The sequence below is a fragment of the Streptomyces sp. NBC_01460 genome, from assembly GCF_036227405.1.
GTDB lineage: Bacteria > Actinomycetota > Actinomycetes > Streptomycetales > Streptomycetaceae > Streptomyces.
Map to the genome: position 1 here is coordinate 2,498,818 of NZ_CP109473.1, position 17,862 is coordinate 2,516,679.

The 17,862-nt window shown below is 73.6% G+C and carries 18 protein-coding genes; 10 read left to right on the forward strand and 8 right to left on the reverse strand.

Annotation, left to right across the window (positions count from 1 at the left end; all coding sequences use genetic code 11):
• Positions 1–142: 142 nt before the first annotated feature.
• Positions 143–985: a DUF5336 domain-containing protein gene (locus OG488_RS11110; protein ID WP_329228293.1), complete on the forward strand. Its 843-nt coding sequence runs from the start codon at positions 143–145 to the stop codon at positions 983–985.
• Between the two features lie 72 nt (positions 986–1,057).
• Here the strand turns inward: OG488_RS11110 and OG488_RS11115 are convergent, their stop codons facing one another.
• Positions 1,058–1,837: a maleylpyruvate isomerase family mycothiol-dependent enzyme gene (locus OG488_RS11115; protein ID WP_329228295.1), complete on the reverse strand. Its 780-nt coding sequence runs from the start codon at positions 1,835–1,837 to the stop codon at positions 1,058–1,060.
• Between the two features lie 40 nt (positions 1,838–1,877).
• Entirely contained in the window at positions 1,878–2,435 is a 558-nt protein-coding gene (locus OG488_RS11120; RefSeq protein WP_329228297.1) for a hypothetical protein, read from the reverse strand.
• A 140-nt stretch (positions 2,436–2,575) separates the two neighbouring features.
• Here OG488_RS11120 and OG488_RS11125 point away from each other — a divergent pair, with 140 nt between their 5' ends.
• Entirely contained in the window at positions 2,576–2,869 is a 294-nt protein-coding gene (locus tag OG488_RS11125; protein ID WP_329228298.1) for a hypothetical protein, read from the forward strand.
• Positions 2,870–2,881: 12 nt separating this feature from the next.
• Here the strand turns inward: OG488_RS11125 and OG488_RS11130 are convergent, their stop codons facing one another.
• The 3 genes from OG488_RS11130 to OG488_RS11140 are packed head-to-tail and all read right to left on the reverse strand — an operon-like array spanning position 2,882 to position 6,064.
• Positions 2,882–3,970 carry a prenyltransferase gene (locus tag OG488_RS11130; RefSeq protein WP_329228300.1) on the reverse strand — a complete coding sequence of 363 codons (1,089 nt, stop codon included), beginning with the start codon at positions 3,968–3,970 and terminating at the stop codon, positions 2,882–2,884.
• Positions 3,967–4,698 carry a class I SAM-dependent methyltransferase gene (locus OG488_RS11135; RefSeq protein WP_250287468.1) on the reverse strand — a complete coding sequence of 244 codons (732 nt, stop codon included), beginning with the start codon at positions 4,696–4,698 and terminating at the stop codon, positions 3,967–3,969. Before OG488_RS11135 ends, OG488_RS11130 begins: the two co-directional genes overlap by 4 nt.
• Before the next feature lie 52 nt (positions 4,699–4,750).
• A complete protein-coding gene (locus tag OG488_RS11140) occupies positions 4,751–6,064 on the reverse strand; it encodes a glycosyltransferase family 4 protein (RefSeq protein WP_329228302.1) in 1,314 nt (437 codons plus the stop codon).
• Positions 6,065–6,295: 231 nt separating this feature from the next.
• Here OG488_RS11140 and OG488_RS11145 point away from each other — a divergent pair, with 231 nt between their 5' ends.
• From OG488_RS11145 to OG488_RS11175, 7 genes are all read left to right on the forward strand, one after another.
• Positions 6,296–6,901, forward strand: coding sequence for a TetR family transcriptional regulator (locus tag OG488_RS11145; protein ID WP_329228303.1), 606 nt, complete (start codon positions 6,296–6,298; stop codon positions 6,899–6,901).
• Positions 6,902–7,054: 153 nt separating this feature from the next.
• Positions 7,055–8,293, forward strand: coding sequence for a substrate-binding domain-containing protein (locus OG488_RS11150; RefSeq protein ID WP_329228305.1), 1,239 nt, complete (start codon positions 7,055–7,057; stop codon positions 8,291–8,293).
• A 3-nt stretch (positions 8,294–8,296) separates the two neighbouring features.
• Complete coding sequence (locus tag OG488_RS11155; protein WP_329228307.1) at positions 8,297–9,088, forward strand: ABC transporter ATP-binding protein; 792 nt, start codon at positions 8,297–8,299, stop codon at positions 9,086–9,088.
• On the forward strand, positions 9,085–9,828 hold the full coding sequence (locus OG488_RS11160; protein ID WP_329228308.1) for an ABC transporter ATP-binding protein: 744 nt from the start codon (positions 9,085–9,087) through the stop codon (positions 9,826–9,828). The genes OG488_RS11155 and OG488_RS11160 overlap by 4 nt, the downstream gene beginning before the upstream one ends.
• Positions 9,828–10,715, forward strand: a complete 888-nt coding sequence (locus tag OG488_RS11165; protein ID WP_329228310.1) for a branched-chain amino acid ABC transporter permease — start codon at positions 9,828–9,830, stop codon at positions 10,713–10,715. Before OG488_RS11160 ends, OG488_RS11165 begins: the two co-directional genes overlap by 1 nt.
• On the forward strand, positions 10,712–11,800 hold the full coding sequence (locus OG488_RS11170; protein ID WP_405695215.1) for a branched-chain amino acid ABC transporter permease: 1,089 nt from the start codon (positions 10,712–10,714) through the stop codon (positions 11,798–11,800). Before OG488_RS11165 ends, OG488_RS11170 begins: the two co-directional genes overlap by 4 nt.
• Positions 11,797–12,690, forward strand: coding sequence for an alpha/beta fold hydrolase (locus OG488_RS11175; RefSeq protein WP_329228312.1), 894 nt, complete (start codon positions 11,797–11,799; stop codon positions 12,688–12,690). The genes OG488_RS11170 and OG488_RS11175 overlap by 4 nt, the downstream gene beginning before the upstream one ends.
• A gap of 21 nt (positions 12,691–12,711) precedes the next feature.
• Here OG488_RS11175 and OG488_RS11180 read toward each other — a convergent pair whose 3' ends face one another.
• A complete protein-coding gene (locus OG488_RS11180; protein WP_329228314.1) occupies positions 12,712–14,694 on the reverse strand; it encodes a helix-turn-helix domain-containing protein in 1,983 nt (660 codons plus the stop codon).
• Positions 14,695–14,752: 58 nt separating this feature from the next.
• Entirely contained in the window at positions 14,753–15,538 is a 786-nt protein-coding gene (locus OG488_RS11185; protein WP_329228317.1) for a 3-hydroxybutyrate dehydrogenase, read from the reverse strand.
• A 285-nt stretch (positions 15,539–15,823) separates the two neighbouring features.
• Between OG488_RS11185 and OG488_RS11190 the strand changes: the two genes are divergently transcribed.
• On the forward strand, positions 15,824–17,308 hold the full coding sequence (locus OG488_RS11190) for an extracellular catalytic domain type 1 short-chain-length polyhydroxyalkanoate depolymerase (RefSeq protein WP_329228319.1): 1,485 nt from the start codon (positions 15,824–15,826) through the stop codon (positions 17,306–17,308).
• On the opposite strand, the gene OG488_RS11195 is transcribed toward OG488_RS11190, so the two are convergent.
• Positions 17,290–17,796, reverse strand: a complete 507-nt coding sequence (locus OG488_RS11195; protein WP_329228321.1) for a hypothetical protein — start codon at positions 17,794–17,796, stop codon at positions 17,290–17,292. The two genes, OG488_RS11190 and OG488_RS11195, sit on opposite strands and share 19 nt — an antisense overlap.
• Positions 17,797–17,862: the final 66 nt, after the last annotated feature.

Genomic DNA, 17,862 nt, shown 5'->3' on the forward strand with positions numbered 1-17,862 from the left:
GGTCCGGGCAGCATCACAACCCGCCCGGGCAGACGATAGATTCATCCGTACGATGGGGAGCCGCCCCCGAGCTTCGCGCCGTACCCGCCGTCCGGCGGCATCGACGACCGCCCCGACGATACGACCGACTAAGGACCTTCACGTGAATATCCGATCCCTCACTCGAGGCGACGGCGTGGTGATCGGAGCAGCGGTCGTGCTGTTCATCGCCTCTTTCCTCGACCTCTCCGGCTACGACTGCCCCTCGGGCGTGGACTGCTCGGGCTTCAGCGCGAACGCCTGGGACTCGCTCTCCATCCTCATGGGCATCTACCTGGCCGGCATCATCGGCGCCGCGCTGCTGATCGTCAGCCGCGCGATGCCGGGCCGCAAGGTGGTCGGCTTCGAACTGGGCCAGTTCGGGGCCGCGTTCACCGTGTACGCCCTGTGGACCATGTTCTGGACGATCATCGACGCGGGTGACGCGGGCGCCGGCCTGATCCTGGGTCTGCTGGCCACCCTCGTGCTGGCCGGCGGCGCCGTGGCCACCCCGCTGGTCCCCGCCCTCAAGGCCCCGCTGCTGGGCGCACCGCGCCCGGCGCAGCCCGTGCAGCCGGCCTACGGCCAGCAGCCCGCCCAGGGCTACGGCTACCCCGGTGGCCAGCAGCAGTTCGGCGCGCAGCCCGGTCAGCCGCAGCCGTACGGTGCCCAGCCGGGCCAGACCGGCCAGCAGCCCGGCCAGTCCGGTCAGCCGGAGCACCAGCAGGCCGCGCAGCAGGCGCCGCAGAGCGGTGGCGCGCCGGCCGGCGACTTCACTCCGTTCTGGTTCGCGGTGCCCGTGGCGCGTCCGCTGTACGGCGAGGACGGCGCTCCCAACCCGATCGCCGAGCTCGCGCCGGGCACGTGGTACCTCGCGGTCGAGCAGCGCGGTCCCGGGCTCATCGCCCAGACGCAGGACGGCCGTCGTGGTGTCCTCCAGGACACCACGGGCATCCAGCGCGGCTGATCCGACGCACGCCGATGGCCCCCGCCCGCAAGGGTGGGGGCCATCGGCGTGTCCGGGGAGCCGGGGCGGTGCTCAGCCGAAGGACGACCTGTCCAGCCAGAAGTCCAGGAGCCCCCGGTCGCCGAGGACTTCGAGCCCGCCCTCGTCGGGCTTCTGCCTGCGGTTGAACGCCAGCATCAGCCCGGTCAGCGGACCCCGCAGGGCCACGGTCGCCTTCGCGTGGGCGTGGCGCCAGGTGAAGCCGTCCTCACCGAACTCGATCAGCCACTCCGCCCCCGGCACATCCGTGGCGTGCAGGTGCAAGGACCGTCCCCCACCGCTCAGTTCGGCCGCCTCCGGGTCGCCCTCCGCCTGGGCGAAGGCGACGATCTGCAGCCACTCGGTGATCGTGTCGGCGGCCAGGTCGGGGGCCACCTCGTACGCCGTCCCCGTGGCCAGGGCCGCGTCCGCCCGGTGGACGGCGGTCTCGTGGGCCATGCGCCGGGCCCAGAACGCGGTCCGGCGTTCCCAGGCCCAGGTCCAGACCCCCGTGTCCGGGCCCGCCTCGCGCAGGGCCTCCGCGGTCGCGGCGGCGCCCTCCGCCAGCCAGGCGCGGAGAGCGGCCGCGTCACCGCCGGCCGGACCTCCGGTGCCCGGCACCTGGTCGTCGGGGACCTCGTCGGCCGCCCTGCGGCGGACGATCTCTCCGGCCCAGCGGTGTGCGCCGCCGACGTGGAGGACGAGTTCGCGCAGGTTCCAGTCGGGGCAGGTGGGAACCCTCCGGGACAGGCCGGCGTCCGTGATCAGCGCGCCCAGGCGGTCGGTCTGGGCGACGATCTCGTCGCAGTAGCGCGCGTGCGCGAGGTGGGTCATCCTCGCACCCTATGCGGCGTACGACGGCTCTCCCAGTGGATTATCCGCTCAGCTGCGAGGCGGACGGGACCTTGTTCCGTACCTCGGCGCCCGCGCTCTTCCCGGCGTCCTTGACGCTGTCGATGACGCTCTCGAACGCCCCCACCTCGCCGGCGCCCGGCTCGCCCCTGGTCATCCTGGTGACCACGTCCTTGAGCGACGCGATCCCGGCGGTCAGCGGTGCGACGGCCTTCGCGAGGAGCGGGTCGCCCTTGGCGTTGTCCTCCGCGGCCTTGAGCCGGTTGTACGTGAACGCCCCCGCGACGCCCGCCTTGACCATCGCGAAGGTCCGCCCGTCGGCGCCCTTCTTGAACGTGCCGGCCCGGTAGGGCTTCACGATCCACTGGTACGCCGCCCCCGCCGCCAGGCCCGCGTTCGCCACGAAGCGCGCCTTGGCCCACTTCTGCTGCTGGGCCGACGTCGTGGGGCCGGGGCTCGCGGAACCCGCTGCCTGCGTGCCGCCGTCGTCGTCGTCACCGCAGGCGGTGGCCCCCGCCAGCAGGGCGCAGGACAGCAACAGCGCCACGAGAAACCGGCGGGTGGGTGCGGAACGGGGCACGACGGGCCTCCCTGACCGGGGTCTTCACGGTGAGTGACGTGAGCCGGCACTCCTCGTCAGGCTCACCCGTGCGGGAGACGGGCGCCACCCGGTGCACGCCGGACGGGTTTCACCCTCGGTAAAGCGGCAATCCGGAGAGCATGTCTCCCAGATCAGGTTCAGGAAGCAGTACCGCCGCACGCGTCATAGCCGTCGTCGCGGACATCATGGCATTCATCATCATTCTGTGGATCCTGATGTACCTGCTCGACGCCAACCGGGGCAACGACCTGGTCCAGTGGGTCCAGGACTCCGCCCACTGGCTCGCCGGCTGGTCGTACGACCTGTTCACCTTCGACGAAGCGTGGGCTCGCGTCGTCACCGGCTACGGTCTCGCCGCAGTCGTCTATCTGTTCATCGGTCACGCCATCGCGGGCCGGGTCCGCCGCCACTAGGGCCTGCCCGCACTAGCGGGCCGGCTCCTCACGGCAGCAGTCCGGGTCCAGTCCGGCCGGCAGCCGTTCGCCGCTGAAGACCGCGGTGGTCGCCTCGTCCCCACCGAGCGCGGCCACCGCGAGCAGCAGCGAACCGGCCGTCCAGGTGGTGAGCTCCTCGGGCCATATGGCCCGTTCGCCCTCGAAGACGTACCCCGTCCAGTACAGGCCGCCCTCGGCCCGCAGGTGCTGGATGGACTGGAGGACCTCCAGGGCCCGGTCCGACTCCCCCGTCACCCAGAGCGCCAGGGCCAGTTCGCAGCTCTCGCCGCCCGTGACCCAGGGGTTGGGGAGGACGCAGCGCACTCCGAGGCCGGGCACCACGAAGCTCTTCCAGCCGTCCTCGATCCGCCGTGTCGCGGCGGCGCCGGTGACCGCGCCGCCGAGGACCGGGTAGTACCAGTCCATCGAGTAGCGGCTCTTGTCCAGGAAGCGCTCGGGGTGGCTGCGGATCGCGTGGCCGAGCGCACCGGTCGCCAGCTCCCAGTCCGGCTGGGCCTCCTCGCGCTGTTCCGCCAGCGCCAGCGCGCAGCGCAGCGCCTGGTGGACGGAGGAGGAGCCGGTCAGCAGGGCGTCGGTGACGGGCGTGCCGTCGGCCTCGCGCTTCCAGCCGATCTCGCCGCCGGGCTGCTGGAGCCGCAGCACGAACTCGATCGCGGCGTAGACCGTCGGCCACATCCGGTCGACGAAGGCGTCGTCCCCGGTGGCGAGGTAGTGGTGCCAGACGCCGACGGCCACGTAGGCGCAGAAGTTGGTCTCGCGCCCCAGGTCGGTCGGCCGCTCCGGGTCGCCGTCGTGGTAGGCGGCGTACCAGGAGCCGTCCTCGTTCTGGTGGCGGGCCAGCCAGGCGTAGGCGCGGGCGGCGGCCTCGTGCTCACCGGCCGCGTCCAGGGCCATCGCGGCCTCGGTGTGGTCCCACGGGTCGAGGTGGTGGCCGCGGAACCAGGGCAGCGCCCCGTCCTCGCACTGCACGGAGAGCAGCGCGGCCACGGTCTCGGCCGCCTGCTCCGCGGTCAGGACGCCCGGCAGGACCAGGTGTTCGGTCTGCTCGGGTGTGCTCACGCCTCGGCCTTCGGCAGGTGCGGCTTGGTCGCGTACGCCACGAAGCTCTTGCCGACGACCGGGTTGAGCAGCTGCTCGGCGACCCGGGTGGCCAGCGGCTTCTTCATGATGTCCCAGACCAGCAGCTTGTGGTAGGCCCGCACCGGCAACGCCTTCTCGTTGTCCACACCGAAGGCGCACTTCAGCCACCAGTAGGGGCTGTGCAGCGCGTGGGCGTGGTGGGTCCCGTAGGGCTTGAGGCCCGCTTCCCGGATCCTGCCGAGGAGTTCGTCGGCCTTGTAGATGCGGATGTGGCCGCCCTCGACCTCGTGGTACGCGTCGGAGAGCGTCCAGCAGACCTTCTCGGGGCCGTAGCGGGGCACCGTGATCGCGATCCGTCCGCCCGGCTTCAGCACGCGGACCATCTCGGCGAGGACGCCCTTGTCGTCCGGGATGTGCTCCATGACCTCGGAGATGATCACGACGTCGAACGAGGCGTCGGGGAACGGCAGGTTGAGCGCGTCGCCCTCCATCGCGGTGGCGGTCGCGCCCGCGGGCGCCTCACCGGCCTCCTTCATCGCGGCGAACCACTTCGCGACCTCGCGGATCTCCTCGCCGTTCTGGTCGAGGGCCACCACCTGGGCGCCGCGCCGGTAGCACTCGAAAGCGTGCCGGCCGGCGCCGCAGCCCAGATCGAGCACCCGGTCGCCTGCGGCGAGCGGGAAGCGGGTGAAGTCGACGGTCAGCACGGGGGCCTGCCTTCGAGGTCGGAGGTACGGGTTCCGGGGGCCACGGGGACGCTCACCTGCGGGCTCCCCGGGCGGCGATCGACTGACGGTACAGCTCGACGGTGCCGAGCGCGGCCCTGGCCCAGGTGAAGTTGGCCAGCACCCGGGCGCGGCCCGCCACACCGAGGCGGGCGCGCAGCTCACGGTCGCCGAGCAGCCGGGCGAGCGCGGCGGCCAGGGCGCTCGCGTCGCCGGGCGGGACGGCCAGGCAGGTCTCCCCGTCGGGCCCGGCGACCTCGGGGATCGCGCCGCCGGTGGTGGCCACCAGCGGGGTCCCGGTGGCCATGGCCTCGGCGGCGGGGAGCGAGAAGCCCTCGTACAGCGAGGGGACGCAGGAGACCTGGGCGCTGCGGACCAGGTCGACGAGCTCGGCGTCGCTGATGCCCTTGACGAACTCGACGGCGTCCTGGAGTCCGTAGCGCTCGATGGCCTGGGCCACGGGGCCGTCCTCGGCGCGCCTGCCGACGACGACGAGGTGCGCCGCCGGGTTCTCGGTGCGGAGCTTGGCGAGCGCCTCCACGAGGTGGACGAGGCCCTTGAGGGGCACGTCGGCGCTGGAGGTGGTGACGATGCGGCCGGGGACCTCGGCGACCGAGGGGTCGGGGGACCAGAGGTCGGTGTCGGCCCCGATGTGCACGACGTGGACGCGGTCCCGGCGGACCCCGAGGTGCTCGGTGATCTCCTGCTGGGAGGAGCCGGAGACGGTGAGGACCGACGGCAGGCGGCGGGCGACGCGCTTCTGCATGCGGGTGAAGGCGTACCAGCGGCGCACGGACAGGCGGCGGCGCCTCGACTCCGCCGCGTCCAGGTCCAGTCGGCGGTCGACGGTGATCGGGTGGTGGATCGTGGTGACGAGGGGCGCGCCGAGGTCCCCGAGCAGGCCGTAGCCGAGCGTCTGGTTGTCGTGCACGACGTCGAAGTCGCCGCGCCTGGCGAGGAGATGGCGCCGGGCCCGCAGGCTGAAGGTGAGGGGCTCGGGGAAGCCGCCGGTCCACATGGTGGCGACCTCGGCGAGGTCGATCCAGTCGCGGTACTCACCGCGCCCGGGGGTGCGGAACGGGTCGGGCTGGCGGTACAGGTCGAGGCTCGGCAGCTCGGTGAGCGGGACGCCCTCGTCGAGTACGGGGTAGGGCTGGGCGCCGATCACCTCGACGCTGTGGCCCAGCCGGGCCAGCTCGCGGCCGAGGTGGCGGACGTAGACGCCCTGGCCGCCGCAGAAGGGATTGCCCTTGTACGTCAGGAGAGCGATGCGCAACGGCCGCTCACCGTCGGTGCCCGGCGCACCACCGCCCGCGAGGGGGCCTGACTCTATGGCCTCAGCGGTCACACTCGGCCCCCTTCTCACTGCGTTTTCGCCGGAGCGTAACCGGTCGCGCTAATCTAGAACAAGTTTCAGACTCGTTCGTTCAACACGCACCGAATCTACCGGCAGGTAGCGTCGGCGTGACGGCCGGATCAGGTGATTCACGCCACGACGGACGCCCTGGCCGGATGTGCGCGCCCGGAAGCCGGCGGCCGGACGGACAGATAACGGGTTCTCCCTTTTTGGATGGGGCAGATGACAGCGGAAGCCAGGCCGGCAGCGAGTCCCCTGACGGAGCGCCAGGAGGCCCGTCGGCGCGGCATCCTGCGGGCGGGCGCGCAGCTCGCCGGACGGGGCGGTTTCGAGGCCGTGCAGATGCGTGAGGTGGCCGACGCCGCCGGGGTCGCCCTGGGCACGCTCTACCGCTACTTCCCCTCCAAGGTCCACCTGCTGGTCGCGATCATGCAGGACCAGCTCCAGAGTCTGCAGATCACCCTCCGCAGGCAGCCGCCCGCCGGGGACGACGCCGCCCAGCGGGTCGCCGAGACCCTGATGCGGGCCTTCGGGGCACTCCAGCGCGATCCGCACCTGGCGGACGCCATGGTGCGGGCGCTGACCTTCGCCGACCGGGGGGTCAGCCCCGAGGTGGACGCCGTCTCCCGGCTGACGACGGCGATCGTCCTGGACGCGATGGGGCTGGAGGACCCCACGCAGGAGCAGTTGTCGGTGGTCCGCGTCATCGAGCACACCTGGCACTCGGCGCTGATCACCTGGCTGTCGGGCAGGGAGTCGATCGCCCAGGTGAAGCGGGACATCGAGACGGTCTGCGGACTGATCGGCCGGCAGGCCGCCGAGGGCTGACCGGCCCCGCGGCGGACACGCGCCGGGACCTGCCCATGTGCGGTGCCCACACCGGCCCCCGGCCAGGTGGGGTGCCCTGCACCATGTCGACGGCGCCACGGTGTTCGTACGGTTCGGCCCACATCACCCGAACCCTGCCGAGGAGCCGGTCACATGCGTCGCAGAGCCGTAGCCACCGTCCACAGAAGAACCCTGACCGCGGCCGTGCTCGGCGCCACCGGTCTGCTCCTGGTGGGCTGCACCGCCGCCGGACAGGCGGGCGGCTCCGGGTCCGGCAGCGGGTCCAAGGCCGACGAGGCCGTGAAGGTGGGGCTCGTCTACTCCCGTACCGGGCTGCTCGCCGCCTACGGGAAGCAGTACCGCGACGGGTTCATGGCCGGCCTCGACTACGCGACGAAGGGCACCGGCAAGGCGGACGGCCACCCCATCGAGGTCACCGAGCAGGACGACGCGGGCGACCCCGGCAAGGCGGTGTCCGCCGCGAAGAACCTGATCGGCAAGGGGTACAAGGTGCTGGCCGGCACCACCGACTCCGGGGTGGCGCTCCAGATGGCCCCGCTGGCCGCCCAGAACAAGGTGCTGTACGTCAGCGGCCCGGCCGCCACGGACGCCGTGACCGGGGTCAACGCGTACACCTTCCGCTCCGGCCGGCAGTCGTACCAGGACATCCTCACCGCGGGCACCATGCTCGGGGACCCGAAGGGCAAGAAGGTCACCGTCCTCGCGCAGGACTCCACCTTCGGCCAGGCCAACGTCGCCGCCGTCAAGGCGGTCCTGGGCGCCGAGGGGGCGAAGGTGGGCTCCGTGCTGGCTCCGCCCAGCGCCACGGATCTGACGCCGTTCGCCCGCCAGGTCAAGGCGGGCCGACCCGACCTGGTCTTCGTCGCCTGGGCGGGCGCGACCGCCCCCGCGCTGTGGACGGCGCTGGACCAGCAGGGTGTGCTGAGCGCCGGAAAGGTCGTCACCGGACTGGCGGGGACGGCCTCGTACCCGGTCTTCGGGGCGGCCGGGGCGAAGGTCTCCTTCCTCGCGCACTACTTCCCCGGCGCCGGCGGCGGCAACGCCGTGGAGAAGGCCATGCTCGACGGCGTCGGGAAGGAGGGCGGCACCCCCGACCTGTTCAGCACCGACGGGTTCACCGCGGCGCAGATGATCGTGCGGGCCGTCGAGGAGGGCGGTGCCACCGACACCGGGGCGATGGCGAAGGCCCTGGAGGGCTGGAGCTTCGACGGGGTGAAGGGCGAGCAGCGGATCCGCGCCGAGGACCACGCGCTGCTCCAGCCGATGTTCACCGCGAAGCTGAGGGGCACCGGCGCCGCGGCGAAGCCCGAGCTGGTGAGCACGGAGCCGGCCGACGCCGTGGCACCGCCCGCGAAGCCCTCGGCGGGCTGACCCGTGCACGCACCCGGCACCGCCGCCGCGCGGGAGGAGGGGGCACGGGCGGGCGCTCCCGTGCTCCGACTGGACGGACTGGGCTGGCGCGTCGGCGGGGCGACCATCGTCGAGGACGTCACCTTCGCCGTCCGTGAGGGCGAGTTCCTCGCCTTCATCGGGCCCAACGGGGCGGGCAAGACCTCCCTGTTCAACCTGGTCAGCGGGATCGTCCGGCCCACCGCCGGCACCCTCGCGCTGGACGGCGCGGACCTGACCGGCCTGCCCGTGCACACCCGTGCGCGGCGCGGGATCGGCCGGACGTTCCAGACCTCCAGCCTCTGGCCCGGCATGACCGTGGCCGAACACGTCCGGCTGGCCGCCCAGGCCCGGCACGGCGGCTCGCACCGGCTGTGGCGGCGCGCGTCCCCGTACACCGCCGAGGTGGCCGGCGTGCTGGAGCGCACCGGCCTCGGCCACCGCGCCGGGGCGACGGCGGCGGAGCTCTCGCACGGCGAGAAACGCAAGCTGGAGCTCGCGGTGCTGCTGGTGGGCGAGCCCCGGCTCATGCTGCTCGACGAGCCGATGGCGGGGGTGAGCGCCGAGGAGGTGCCCGCCCTCACCGAGCTGATCCGCACCCTGCACCGCGAGGAGGGCCGCACCGTGCTCATGGTCGAGCACCACATGGACGTCCTGCTGGACCTCGCCGACCGGCTCGCGGTGATGCACCACGGCCGTCTCCTCGCCCTGGACACCCCTGCCGCCGTGACCGCCGACCCGGTCGTCCAGCAGGCCTACCTCGGGGAGGGACTGTGACGGCGCCCGCGCTGCTCGTCGTACGCGGCCTGCGGGTCCTGATCGGCGGCCGGCACATCCTGCACGGCGTGGACCTGGAGGTGGCACGCCAGGGCGTGACCGCGCTGCTCGGCCGCAACGGGGCCGGGAAGACCACGACCGTACGCGGCATCCTCGGGCTGGTGCCGCGCGAGGGAAGCGTGCTCCTCGACGGCGAGGAGACCGTGGGCCTGCCCACGCACACCCTGGTCCGCCGGGGCGTCGGCTACGCCCCCGAGGACCGGGGGGTCTTCGCCGGCCTCACCGTCGCGGAGAACCTGCGGCTGGCCGAACGCCGGGGCGCCGACGGTCCCGCGTACGACCTGGTCCACGAGCTCTTCCCCGAACTGAAGCTTCGCAGGGCGCAGTTGGCCGGGACCCTGTCCGGGGGCCAGCAGCAGATGGTGGCCATCGGCCGCACCCTGCTCAACGGCAACCGGCTGATCATCGCCGACGAGCCCACCAAGGGCCTCGCCCCCAAGGTCGTCACCGAGGTCGCCAAGGTCCTGGAGCGGGCCGCGGAGGCGGTGCCCGTGCTGCTCGTCGAACAGAACCTCGCCGTCGTCCGCCGGCTCGCCGGGCACTGCGTGGTGCTCGCCGACGGAAGGACGGCCCACCGGGGCGACGCCGCCGGACTGCTGGGCGACGCGGAGGCCACCCGCCGGCTGCTCGGCGTGGGCCACGGCCCGCTCGCCCCCCACACCGCGGAGGCGGATTCCTGATGTCCACCATCGTGCTGCTCACCATGACCGGACTCGGTCTGGGGGCGCTCTACTTCCTCGTCGCGTCGGGGCTCTCACTGATCTTCGGCCTGATGGACGTGCTCAACTTCGCCCACGGGGCGCTGCTCTCCGTCGGGGCGTACGGCACCTGGTGGGCGGCGTCCGGCCACCTGCCGGGCGCGGGCCCGGGCGGCTGGGGCTTCGCCCTGGCGGTCCTGTTCGGGACGGCTGTGGGCACGCTCGCCGCCGTCGTGCTCGAACTGGCGGTCGTACGGCCCCTGTACACCCGGCCGCGTGAGCAGGTGCTCGCCACGGTCGGGGTGGGGCTGGCCGTGCCCGCCCTGCTGTCGGGGATCTGGGGGTCCGACGCCCGGACCTTCCCTGGCCCCGAGGCGCTGTCCGGCACCTTCGGGCTGCTGGGCGCCGAGGTGCCGGTCAACCGGCTGGTGCTGATCGCCGCGGCGGTGGCCGTCCTGGTCGCGCTACGGCTGTTCCTCGGCCGGACCCGGCACGGCCTGGTCGTGCGGGCCGGGGTCGAGGACCGCGCGATGGTGACGGCCCTGGGCATCGACGTCCGCACCGCGTTCACGCTGGTCTTCGCGATCGGCGGCTGCGCCGCGGCGCTGGGCGGGGCGCTCGGCGGGCTGTACTTCGGCTCCGTCGATCCCCGGCAGGGCACCTCGCTGCTGATCTTCGCGTTCGTCGTCGTGGTCACGGGCGGCATGGGGTCGGTGACCGGGGCCGCCGTGGCGGCCGTCGTGATCGGCCTCGTCCAGCAGTTCGCCAACTACTACACCGCAGCGGGCCTCGGCGACCTGGCGGTCGTCGTCCTGCTCGCCGCGCTGCTGCTCGTCCGGCCGCGCGGACTGACCGGGAGGCTCGCGTGAGCACCGCCACCACACCCGCACCCGCCGCCGTGACCGCGGCGCCGGGGCGCGACAGGCACCGGCTGCTGCGCTGGTGGCCGGCCGCCGTCCTCGTGCTCCTGGTCGTCGCTCCCTACAGCGCGCTTCCCGTCCCCGGACTGCTGGACGGTCCGGTCGGCAGCCCGGGGAGCCTGCAACTCCTCGCGACCTGCCTGCTGTTCGGCGCCCTCGCCACGGGGTACGACCTGCTGCTCGGCCGCACGGGGCTGCTCTCCTTCGGGCACGCGCTGTACTTCGCGGCGGGCAGCTACGCCACCAACATGTTCCTGCTGGAGGCGGGCCTGCCGTTCCCCGTGGCGGCGCTCCTCGGCCTGTGCTCCGGCACCCTGCTCGCCCTGGTGCTGGGCTCGGTGAGCCTGCGGGTCACCGGGATCGGCTTCTCCATGGTGACGCTCGCCTTCGCCCAGGCCGGCTCGATCCTCGTCTCCCGCGACCCGGGCGGCTTCACCGGTGGCGAGGAGGGCAGGGCCGCTCCGGCGGAGCTGCTGCCGTCCTGGCTGGTCGGGATCGACCACACGGCGAATCTGTACTGGATCGCGCTCGCCTACCTCGTCCTCACCCTCGCCGTGGTCCGCTGGGCGGTGCGCTCCCCCACCGGCCGGGTCTGGGAGGGCATCAAGGAGAACGAGCGCAGGGTCGAGGTGCTGGGGCTGCGGCCCTACGGCTTCAAGCTGACGGCCTTCGTCCTCGCGGGGGCGCTGGCGGCGGCAGGCGGGCTCGTCCACCTGCTGCTGACCGGTGGCTCCACGCCGCAGACGACGACCTCCGACTTCACCCTGTCGCTGCTGGTGATGGTGGTGCTGGGCGGATCCGGTACCCGCTGGGGCCCGATGGTCGGCGGCATCCTCTACACCTGGGCGGACCACCGGCTCGGTGACCTCGCCGGATCGGGCGCGGTCTCCGACCTGCCCGCGGTCCTGCGCGTGCCGCTCTCCCAGCCGCTGTTCCTGCTCGGGGTGCTGTTCGTCGCCGTGGTACACCTGCTGCCCGGCGGCCTGGCCCGGCTGCCGTCCCGTCTGCGCAGGACCCGTGAGGAGAACCGATGATCCCGTACGAGGAGATACGCGTCCCCGTCACCGGCGGCGAACTGGCCGCGCTGCGCTGGCCCGCCGGGGGGACCGGCGCCCCGGTGGTGGTGGCCCTGCACGGCATCACGGCCAACGCGCTGTCCTGGGGCGCGGTCGCCCGCGCGCTGGCCGGCCGCGTCACCCTGGTCGCCCCGGACCTGCGCGGCCGGGCCGGGAGCGCGGGGCTGCCCGGCCCGTACGGCATCGCCGCCCACGCGGACGACGCGGCCGCCCTCGCGAAGGGGGTCGGTGAGGGCGGCCCCGTGGTCCTCGCCGGCCACTCGATGGGGGCGTTCGTCGCGACCCTCGCGGCGGTGCGGCACCCGGACCGCTTCGGCGAACTGGTCCTCGTGGACGGCGGGTTCGGCTTCCCCGCCCCCACCCACCTGTCGGCGGACGAGCTGCTGACGGCGGTGATCGGGCCGGCCATGGACCGGCTCTCGATGACGTTCCCCGACCGGGAGGCCTACCGGTCGTTCTGGCGGGCCCACCCCGCGTTCGGCGGCGAGGGCTGGTCCCCGGAGGTGGACGCGTACCTCCAGCGCGACCTGACGGGCACGGAAGGGGCGATGCGCTCGGGCTGCCTGCTGGAGGCGGTCCGCACGGACGGGGTGGGCCTGTTCCAGGCGGAGGTGCTCGCAGCCGTACGCGAACTCCCGGTGTCCGCCACGCTTTTGTGGGCCCGACGGGGGCTCATGAACGAGGAGCAGGGGCTCTACGACGAGACCCGGCTGGCCGCCGCGGGCCAGCCGGACACCAAGGTCCTGGCGGTACCCGTCGAGGATGTCAACCACTACACCGTGCTGACGGGCGACAAGGGCGCCCGCGCGGTGGCCGACGCCCTGCTGCGGGCGGCCGTCCCGCACTGAGCGCTCCGGGCGGCCGGGGCCCTACGGGGCGTCCCGGCCGCCCCCCAACAGGTGCAGGCGCAGCGCCAGCTGGAGCTCCAGGGCGCGGTCGGGCTCGTTCCAGTCACGCCCCAGCAGCACCTGGATCCGGTCGAGGCGCTGCACCACGGTGTTCACGTGCACGTGCAGTTCGTCCTTGGCCCGGATCAGGCTGCCGCCCGCGCCGAAGTACGCCCGGAGGGTCCTCACGAGATGGGTGCCGCGCCGCTCGTCGTAGCGCAGCAGGGGGCCCAGCACGGCGGTGACGAAGCCGTCGACGTCCTTGGCGTTGCCCAGCACGACGCCCAGGAAGCCGAGTTCGTCGACGCAGGCGCCCTCTCCCTCCCGCCCCAGCACCCGTAGGGCGCGCAGGCAGCGCGCGGCCTCGGCGTAGGCGGCGGCCAGTGCGCGGGCGCCGCCCGCGGGGCCCGTGCCGGCGACGGTGACGGGCGCCTGGACGAGGTGGCCGAGCTGCGCCGCCGCCGCGCGCGCGGCGTCCCCGGCGTCGGACGGTGAGCGGCCGTCGCAGTCGATGAGCAGCACGACGGTGCCCGCGTGCTCGGCGCTCACGCCGTGGATGTCACCGCCGAACAGGTACCGCATCGCGGCGCCGCCGAGCTTCTCCCGGGCCGCCGCCTCCGCCACCAGCAGCAGGTGCGGCCGGTCCAGGTCGATGCCGAGTCTCCGGCCCCGCTCGGCCAGCCCCGCGGGATCACGCTCCGGGTCGCCGAGCAGGTCGCTGATCAGCTCGCCCCGTATCCGGTTCTCGGTCTCGGCGACCGTGCGGCGCAGCAGCAGGAGGAGCCCGGTGACGACGGCGGCGCGTTCGAAGAGCCGCCGGTCGGAGTCGTCGAGCCGGCCGGGCCGGTGGAGCACCAGGCCGGCGAGGAGTTCCTGCCCGGCGAGCACCGCGCAGATCCAGCGGCCGTCGCGGTGCACGGCGCGCGCCCCGTGGCGGGACTCCTCGGCGGTCGCGACGAGCCAGCCGGCGTCCATGCTGTCGGCGGCGAGGCCCGAGCCGTCGGGCCGTACGGCGGCCAGCGGGCGCCCGCCCGGGTCGTGGATGGTCAGGGGGCTGTCGAGGAGTCCGGCGACGGAGACGGCGACGTCCTTCACGTCGCCCCCGCGCAGCACCAGGTCGGTGAGCCGGTCGTGGGCCTCCTCGGCGCGCCGCATGGCGGCCGAGTGCGCGCGGACGGCGGCGTTGGCCTCGGCCAGTTCGGCGTTGGCCCCGGCGAGTTCCGCCAGGGCGGTCCGGGTGTCGTCCAGGGCGCGGGCGGTGTCGATGGCGATGGCGGCGTGTGCGGCGAGCGAGCAGAGCAGGGCCACCTCGTCGGGGCTGAAGACCCGCGCGGCGCGGTCGGCCGCGAAGAGGACGCCGATGACCTTTCCCGTACCGCCCCGGCTGGAGCCGAGGAGCAGGGGGACGCCGAGGATGGCGACGAGGCCTTCGTCCAGCACACCGGCGTTGATGTTGCGGGTGTGGCGGAAGCGCTCGTCCGTGCGGTAGTCGGGGGTCGCGTAGGGGCTGGCGGTCTGCGCCACCAGTCCGCCGAGCCCTTCGCCCAGTTCGAGGCGTAGCCGCTGGAACAGGACGGACACCGACCCGTCGGTCACCCGCATGTAGGTGTCCCCGGCCTCCTCGTCGGGGAGCGTCAGATAGGCGGTGTCGGTGCCGAGCAGCATCCTGGCCCGCCGCACGATCGCCTTCAGCACGTCGTCCAGGTCCCGGGAGGCCGCCAGGTCGCCCGCCGTGTCGAAGAGGGCGGTGAGCTGGAGCTCCCTGCGCCGGTGCTGGCGCAGGGCGCCCCTGATCCGCAGGGCGGTGGCGGCCGCCCGCTCCACCTCGGCCAGTTCGGCCGGGGAGACACCCGCGGCCCTGGCCTCCGAGGTGACGGCGCCCAGCTCCTCGGCGGGGGCGTCGTCGGCCAGCAGGTCGAGGAGGCGCGCCAGGAGGGGCGCCGCGGCGGGGGGCGGTTCAGACATGTGCGGCCATCGTTCTTCCGGCTTCCATCGTTCTCCGGGCTTCCTGGGTCGGTCGGGTTCAGTTGGCGGTCCAGCCGCCGTCCATCGTGAGGGAGCTTCCGGTGATGTGTCCCGTGCCGGGTCCGCACAGCCACAGCACGGCTCCGGCCACGTCGCCGGGTTCGATCAGCGACTTGAGGGCACTGCGCTCCAGCAGCACCCGGCCCACCACCTCCTGCTCGGAGATGCCGTGGCTGCGGGCCTGGTCCGCGATCTGGTCCTCGACCAGGGGGGTGCGGACGTAGCCGGGGCTGACGCAGTTGCTCGTCACCCCGTGCGGCGCCGCTTCGAGTGCGACCACTTTGCTGAGCCCCTCCAGTGCGTGCTTGGCCGAGACGTAGGCCGACTTGTAGGGGCTGGCGCGCAGCCCGTGCACGGACGAGATGTTGACCACGCGGCCCCAGCCGCGTTCGTACATGCCGGGGAGCGTGCGGCGCAAGATGCGGAACGGCGCTTCCACCATGACGCGCTGGATCAGCGCGAAGCGGTCCGGCGGGAACTCGTGCACAGGCGCCACGTGCTGCAGCCCCGCGTTGTTGACCACGATGTCCGCGTCGGCGGGCAGCCCGTCCACCGCCTCGGCCACGGAGAGGTCGGCCACCCAGGCCGTCCCGCCGATCCGTGCCGCGAGGCTCCTGGCGGCGTCGCCCTGCTTGTCCACCACGTGCACATGGGCTCCGGCGGCGGCGAGCGCCTCGGCGCAGGCCAGTCCGATGCCGCTGGCGGCCCCGGTGACCAGGGCGGTGCGCCCGGCGAGGGCCGCGGGGGCGAGGGGGTCGTGCTGGGGGGTCCGGGAAGTCTGCATGGGCGTCACCGTAAGGATGTCGCCGCCCGCATCACACGGGGTCGGTGCACACACCCCGGGGCGGCCGCATGGTGGCGGCGTACATGGTGCGGTCCGGCCTGGCCGCCGCGCGTCCGGCACGCCCGGGGCGGGCGCAGAGGGAACGCAAGGGGAGCGCCGCACACAGCGGTGGGCGGCGGATGTCCGCCTGCCACATGGGCGGCTCCGCCTGCGGCTCGTAGGTTCCGGCAGCAGCTCCCCACGCCCTTCCCCCCCCTTCCGCACGTCCGATGAGGAGGCCCCACCGTGCGCCCACCGATCCTGCGACGCCTGCTCCGCCGCGTCGCCTCCGTCGCCGTCTGTGCCGTGCTGCCGCTGCTGACCGCGCATCCGGTCTCCGCGGCGCCCGCGGCCCCGGCGGCCGCCGGACTCCAGCAGGTCACCGGCTTCGGCTCGAACCCCGGCAACCTCCAGATGTTCACGTACACCCCCGACACCGTGGCCGCGGGCGCTCCGCTCGTCGTCGCCCTGCACGGCTGCACCCAGTCGGCGAACGCCTACTACACCAACTCGGGCTGGCCGAAGTACGCCGATCTCTGGGGCTTCGACGTCGTGTTCCCGCAGACCACCTCGGCGAACAACGCGCTCTCCTGCTTCGGCTGGTTCGACCAGGCGGAGAGCACGAGGGGCAGGGGCGAGGCCGCGTCCGTCGTGCAGATGGTCGAGTACGCGAAGAAGACGTACGGATCCGACGGCCGCCGGGTCTACGTCACCGGCCTCTCGGCGGGCGGCGGGATGACCGCCGACCTGCTGGCCGCCTACCCGGACGTCTTCGCCGGCGGTTCGGTGGCCTCCGGGCTGCCCGCCCAGTGCGCCACCAGCCAGGCCGCCGCGTCCGCCTGCCAGACGGGGCCGCAGAAGCTCTCGGCCGCCCAGTGGGGCGACAAGGTCCGCGGCTCCTACCCGGGCTGGACCGGCCCCTGGCCCCGGGTGGCGATCTGGCAGGGCACCTCGGACTACACCGTCTACCCGGCCAACGCCACGGCCCTGCGCGACCAGTGGACCGACGTCTGGGGCATCGGCCAGACCCCGTCCAGCACCCAGAGCCTGCCCGGCGGCACCACCCGGAGCGTCTACGCCGACGCGTCGGGGAAGCCCGCCGTGGAGACCTTCTCGGTGTCCGGCATGGGACACGGCCTGCCGGTGAGCCCGGGGTCGGGCGCCGACAGCTGCGGGTCGACGGCCGCCTACTTCCTGAACACCGTCTGCTCGTCCTACCACACGGGCGTGTTCTGGGGACTGGACAAGGGCGCCCCGGGCGGTGGGGACGGCCTGCCCGCCCCGGCCGGCCTGAAGGTCACCGGGGTCACGGACAGCACCGCCTCACTGGCGTGGAACGCGGTCACGGGCGCGGCCTCCTACGCGGTGTACCGCGACGGGACGAAGGTGACCACGACGGCCTCGGCCTCCTTCACGGACACCGGGCTGACCGCCGGCACCTCCTACCGCTACTCCGTGACCGCGACGGACTCCTCCGGGACCGCCGGCGCGGGCTCGGCCGCGGTGACCGCGACCACCTCGGGCGGTACGGCACCCGCGCGGTGCTTCACGGCGACGAACTACGCCCATGTGACGGCGGGCCGGGCGCACACCTCGGGCGGTCACGCCTGGGCGAACGGTTCGGACCAGGACATGGGGCTGTACAACGTCTTCGTCACCCACACCCTCAGGGAGTCACCGGCGGGCCACTTCGTGATCGCCGACTCCGGCTGTCAGGCCGGGTCCGCGTAGCCGGCCCTGACCTTCCCGGGCAGCTCGCAGCCGTCCTCGACGGCGGTGAGCGACACGGTCCACCCGGCGCTCTCCGCTGCGTAGTACCTCGCGTACACCTTCCAGCCGCGCTTGGCGAGGGTGCGGTAGGTGACGTCCCGCTCGGCATGGCTGGAGACGATCTCCCAGTCGTGCTGCCGGAGCCGCATCACCGTCGCCTCGAACGCGCCGGCGGCGTCCGCCGCCGGCGCGTAGCCCGTCCAGGGCGCCACGCACGTGTGCCAGTCACCCTTCGGGAGTCCGGCTGCGGAGGTGTCCCCGGGCGGCAGGCCCGCCGCCCGGGCGAAGCCCTCTATCTCGTCGGCGACCGTCCCCGCGGTGAGCGGGGGGAGGGGGACCCGGGTGGCCTTCGGCACCGTCCCGGTCTCCTCCACGAGACCGCAGCCCGCCGTCACCGTCATGCATCCGGCCGCCACCGCGGCGACGGCCGCCGTCCTTCGTCTGCGCACTGCTGATTCCCACCAGGTCGTTCCTCCCCCACGGGCACGCGCCCATGTGACCCCCGCGGGAGTTTC

Coding starts and splice junctions, on each gene's coding strand:
- OG488_RS11115 (WP_329228295.1), bottom strand. CDS start 1,837: ATGACCCACCTCGCGCACGCGCGCTACTGCGACGAGATCGTCGCCCAG.
- OG488_RS11125 (WP_329228298.1), top strand. CDS start 2,576: ATGTCTCCCAGATCAGGTTCAGGAAGCAGTACCGCCGCACGCGTCATA.
- OG488_RS11145 (WP_329228303.1), top strand. CDS start 6,296: ATGACAGCGGAAGCCAGGCCGGCAGCGAGTCCCCTGACGGAGCGCCAG.
- OG488_RS11150 (WP_329228305.1), top strand. CDS start 7,055: ATGCGTCGCAGAGCCGTAGCCACCGTCCACAGAAGAACCCTGACCGCG.
- OG488_RS11165 (WP_329228310.1), top strand. CDS start 9,828: ATGTCCACCATCGTGCTGCTCACCATGACCGGACTCGGTCTGGGGGCG.
- OG488_RS11175 (WP_329228312.1), top strand. CDS start 11,797: ATGATCCCGTACGAGGAGATACGCGTCCCCGTCACCGGCGGCGAACTG.
- OG488_RS11180 (WP_329228314.1), bottom strand. CDS start 14,694: ATGTCTGAACCGCCCCCCGCCGCGGCGCCCCTCCTGGCGCGCCTCCTC.
- OG488_RS11185 (WP_329228317.1), bottom strand. CDS start 15,538: ATGCAGACTTCCCGGACCCCCCAGCACGACCCCCTCGCCCCCGCGGCC.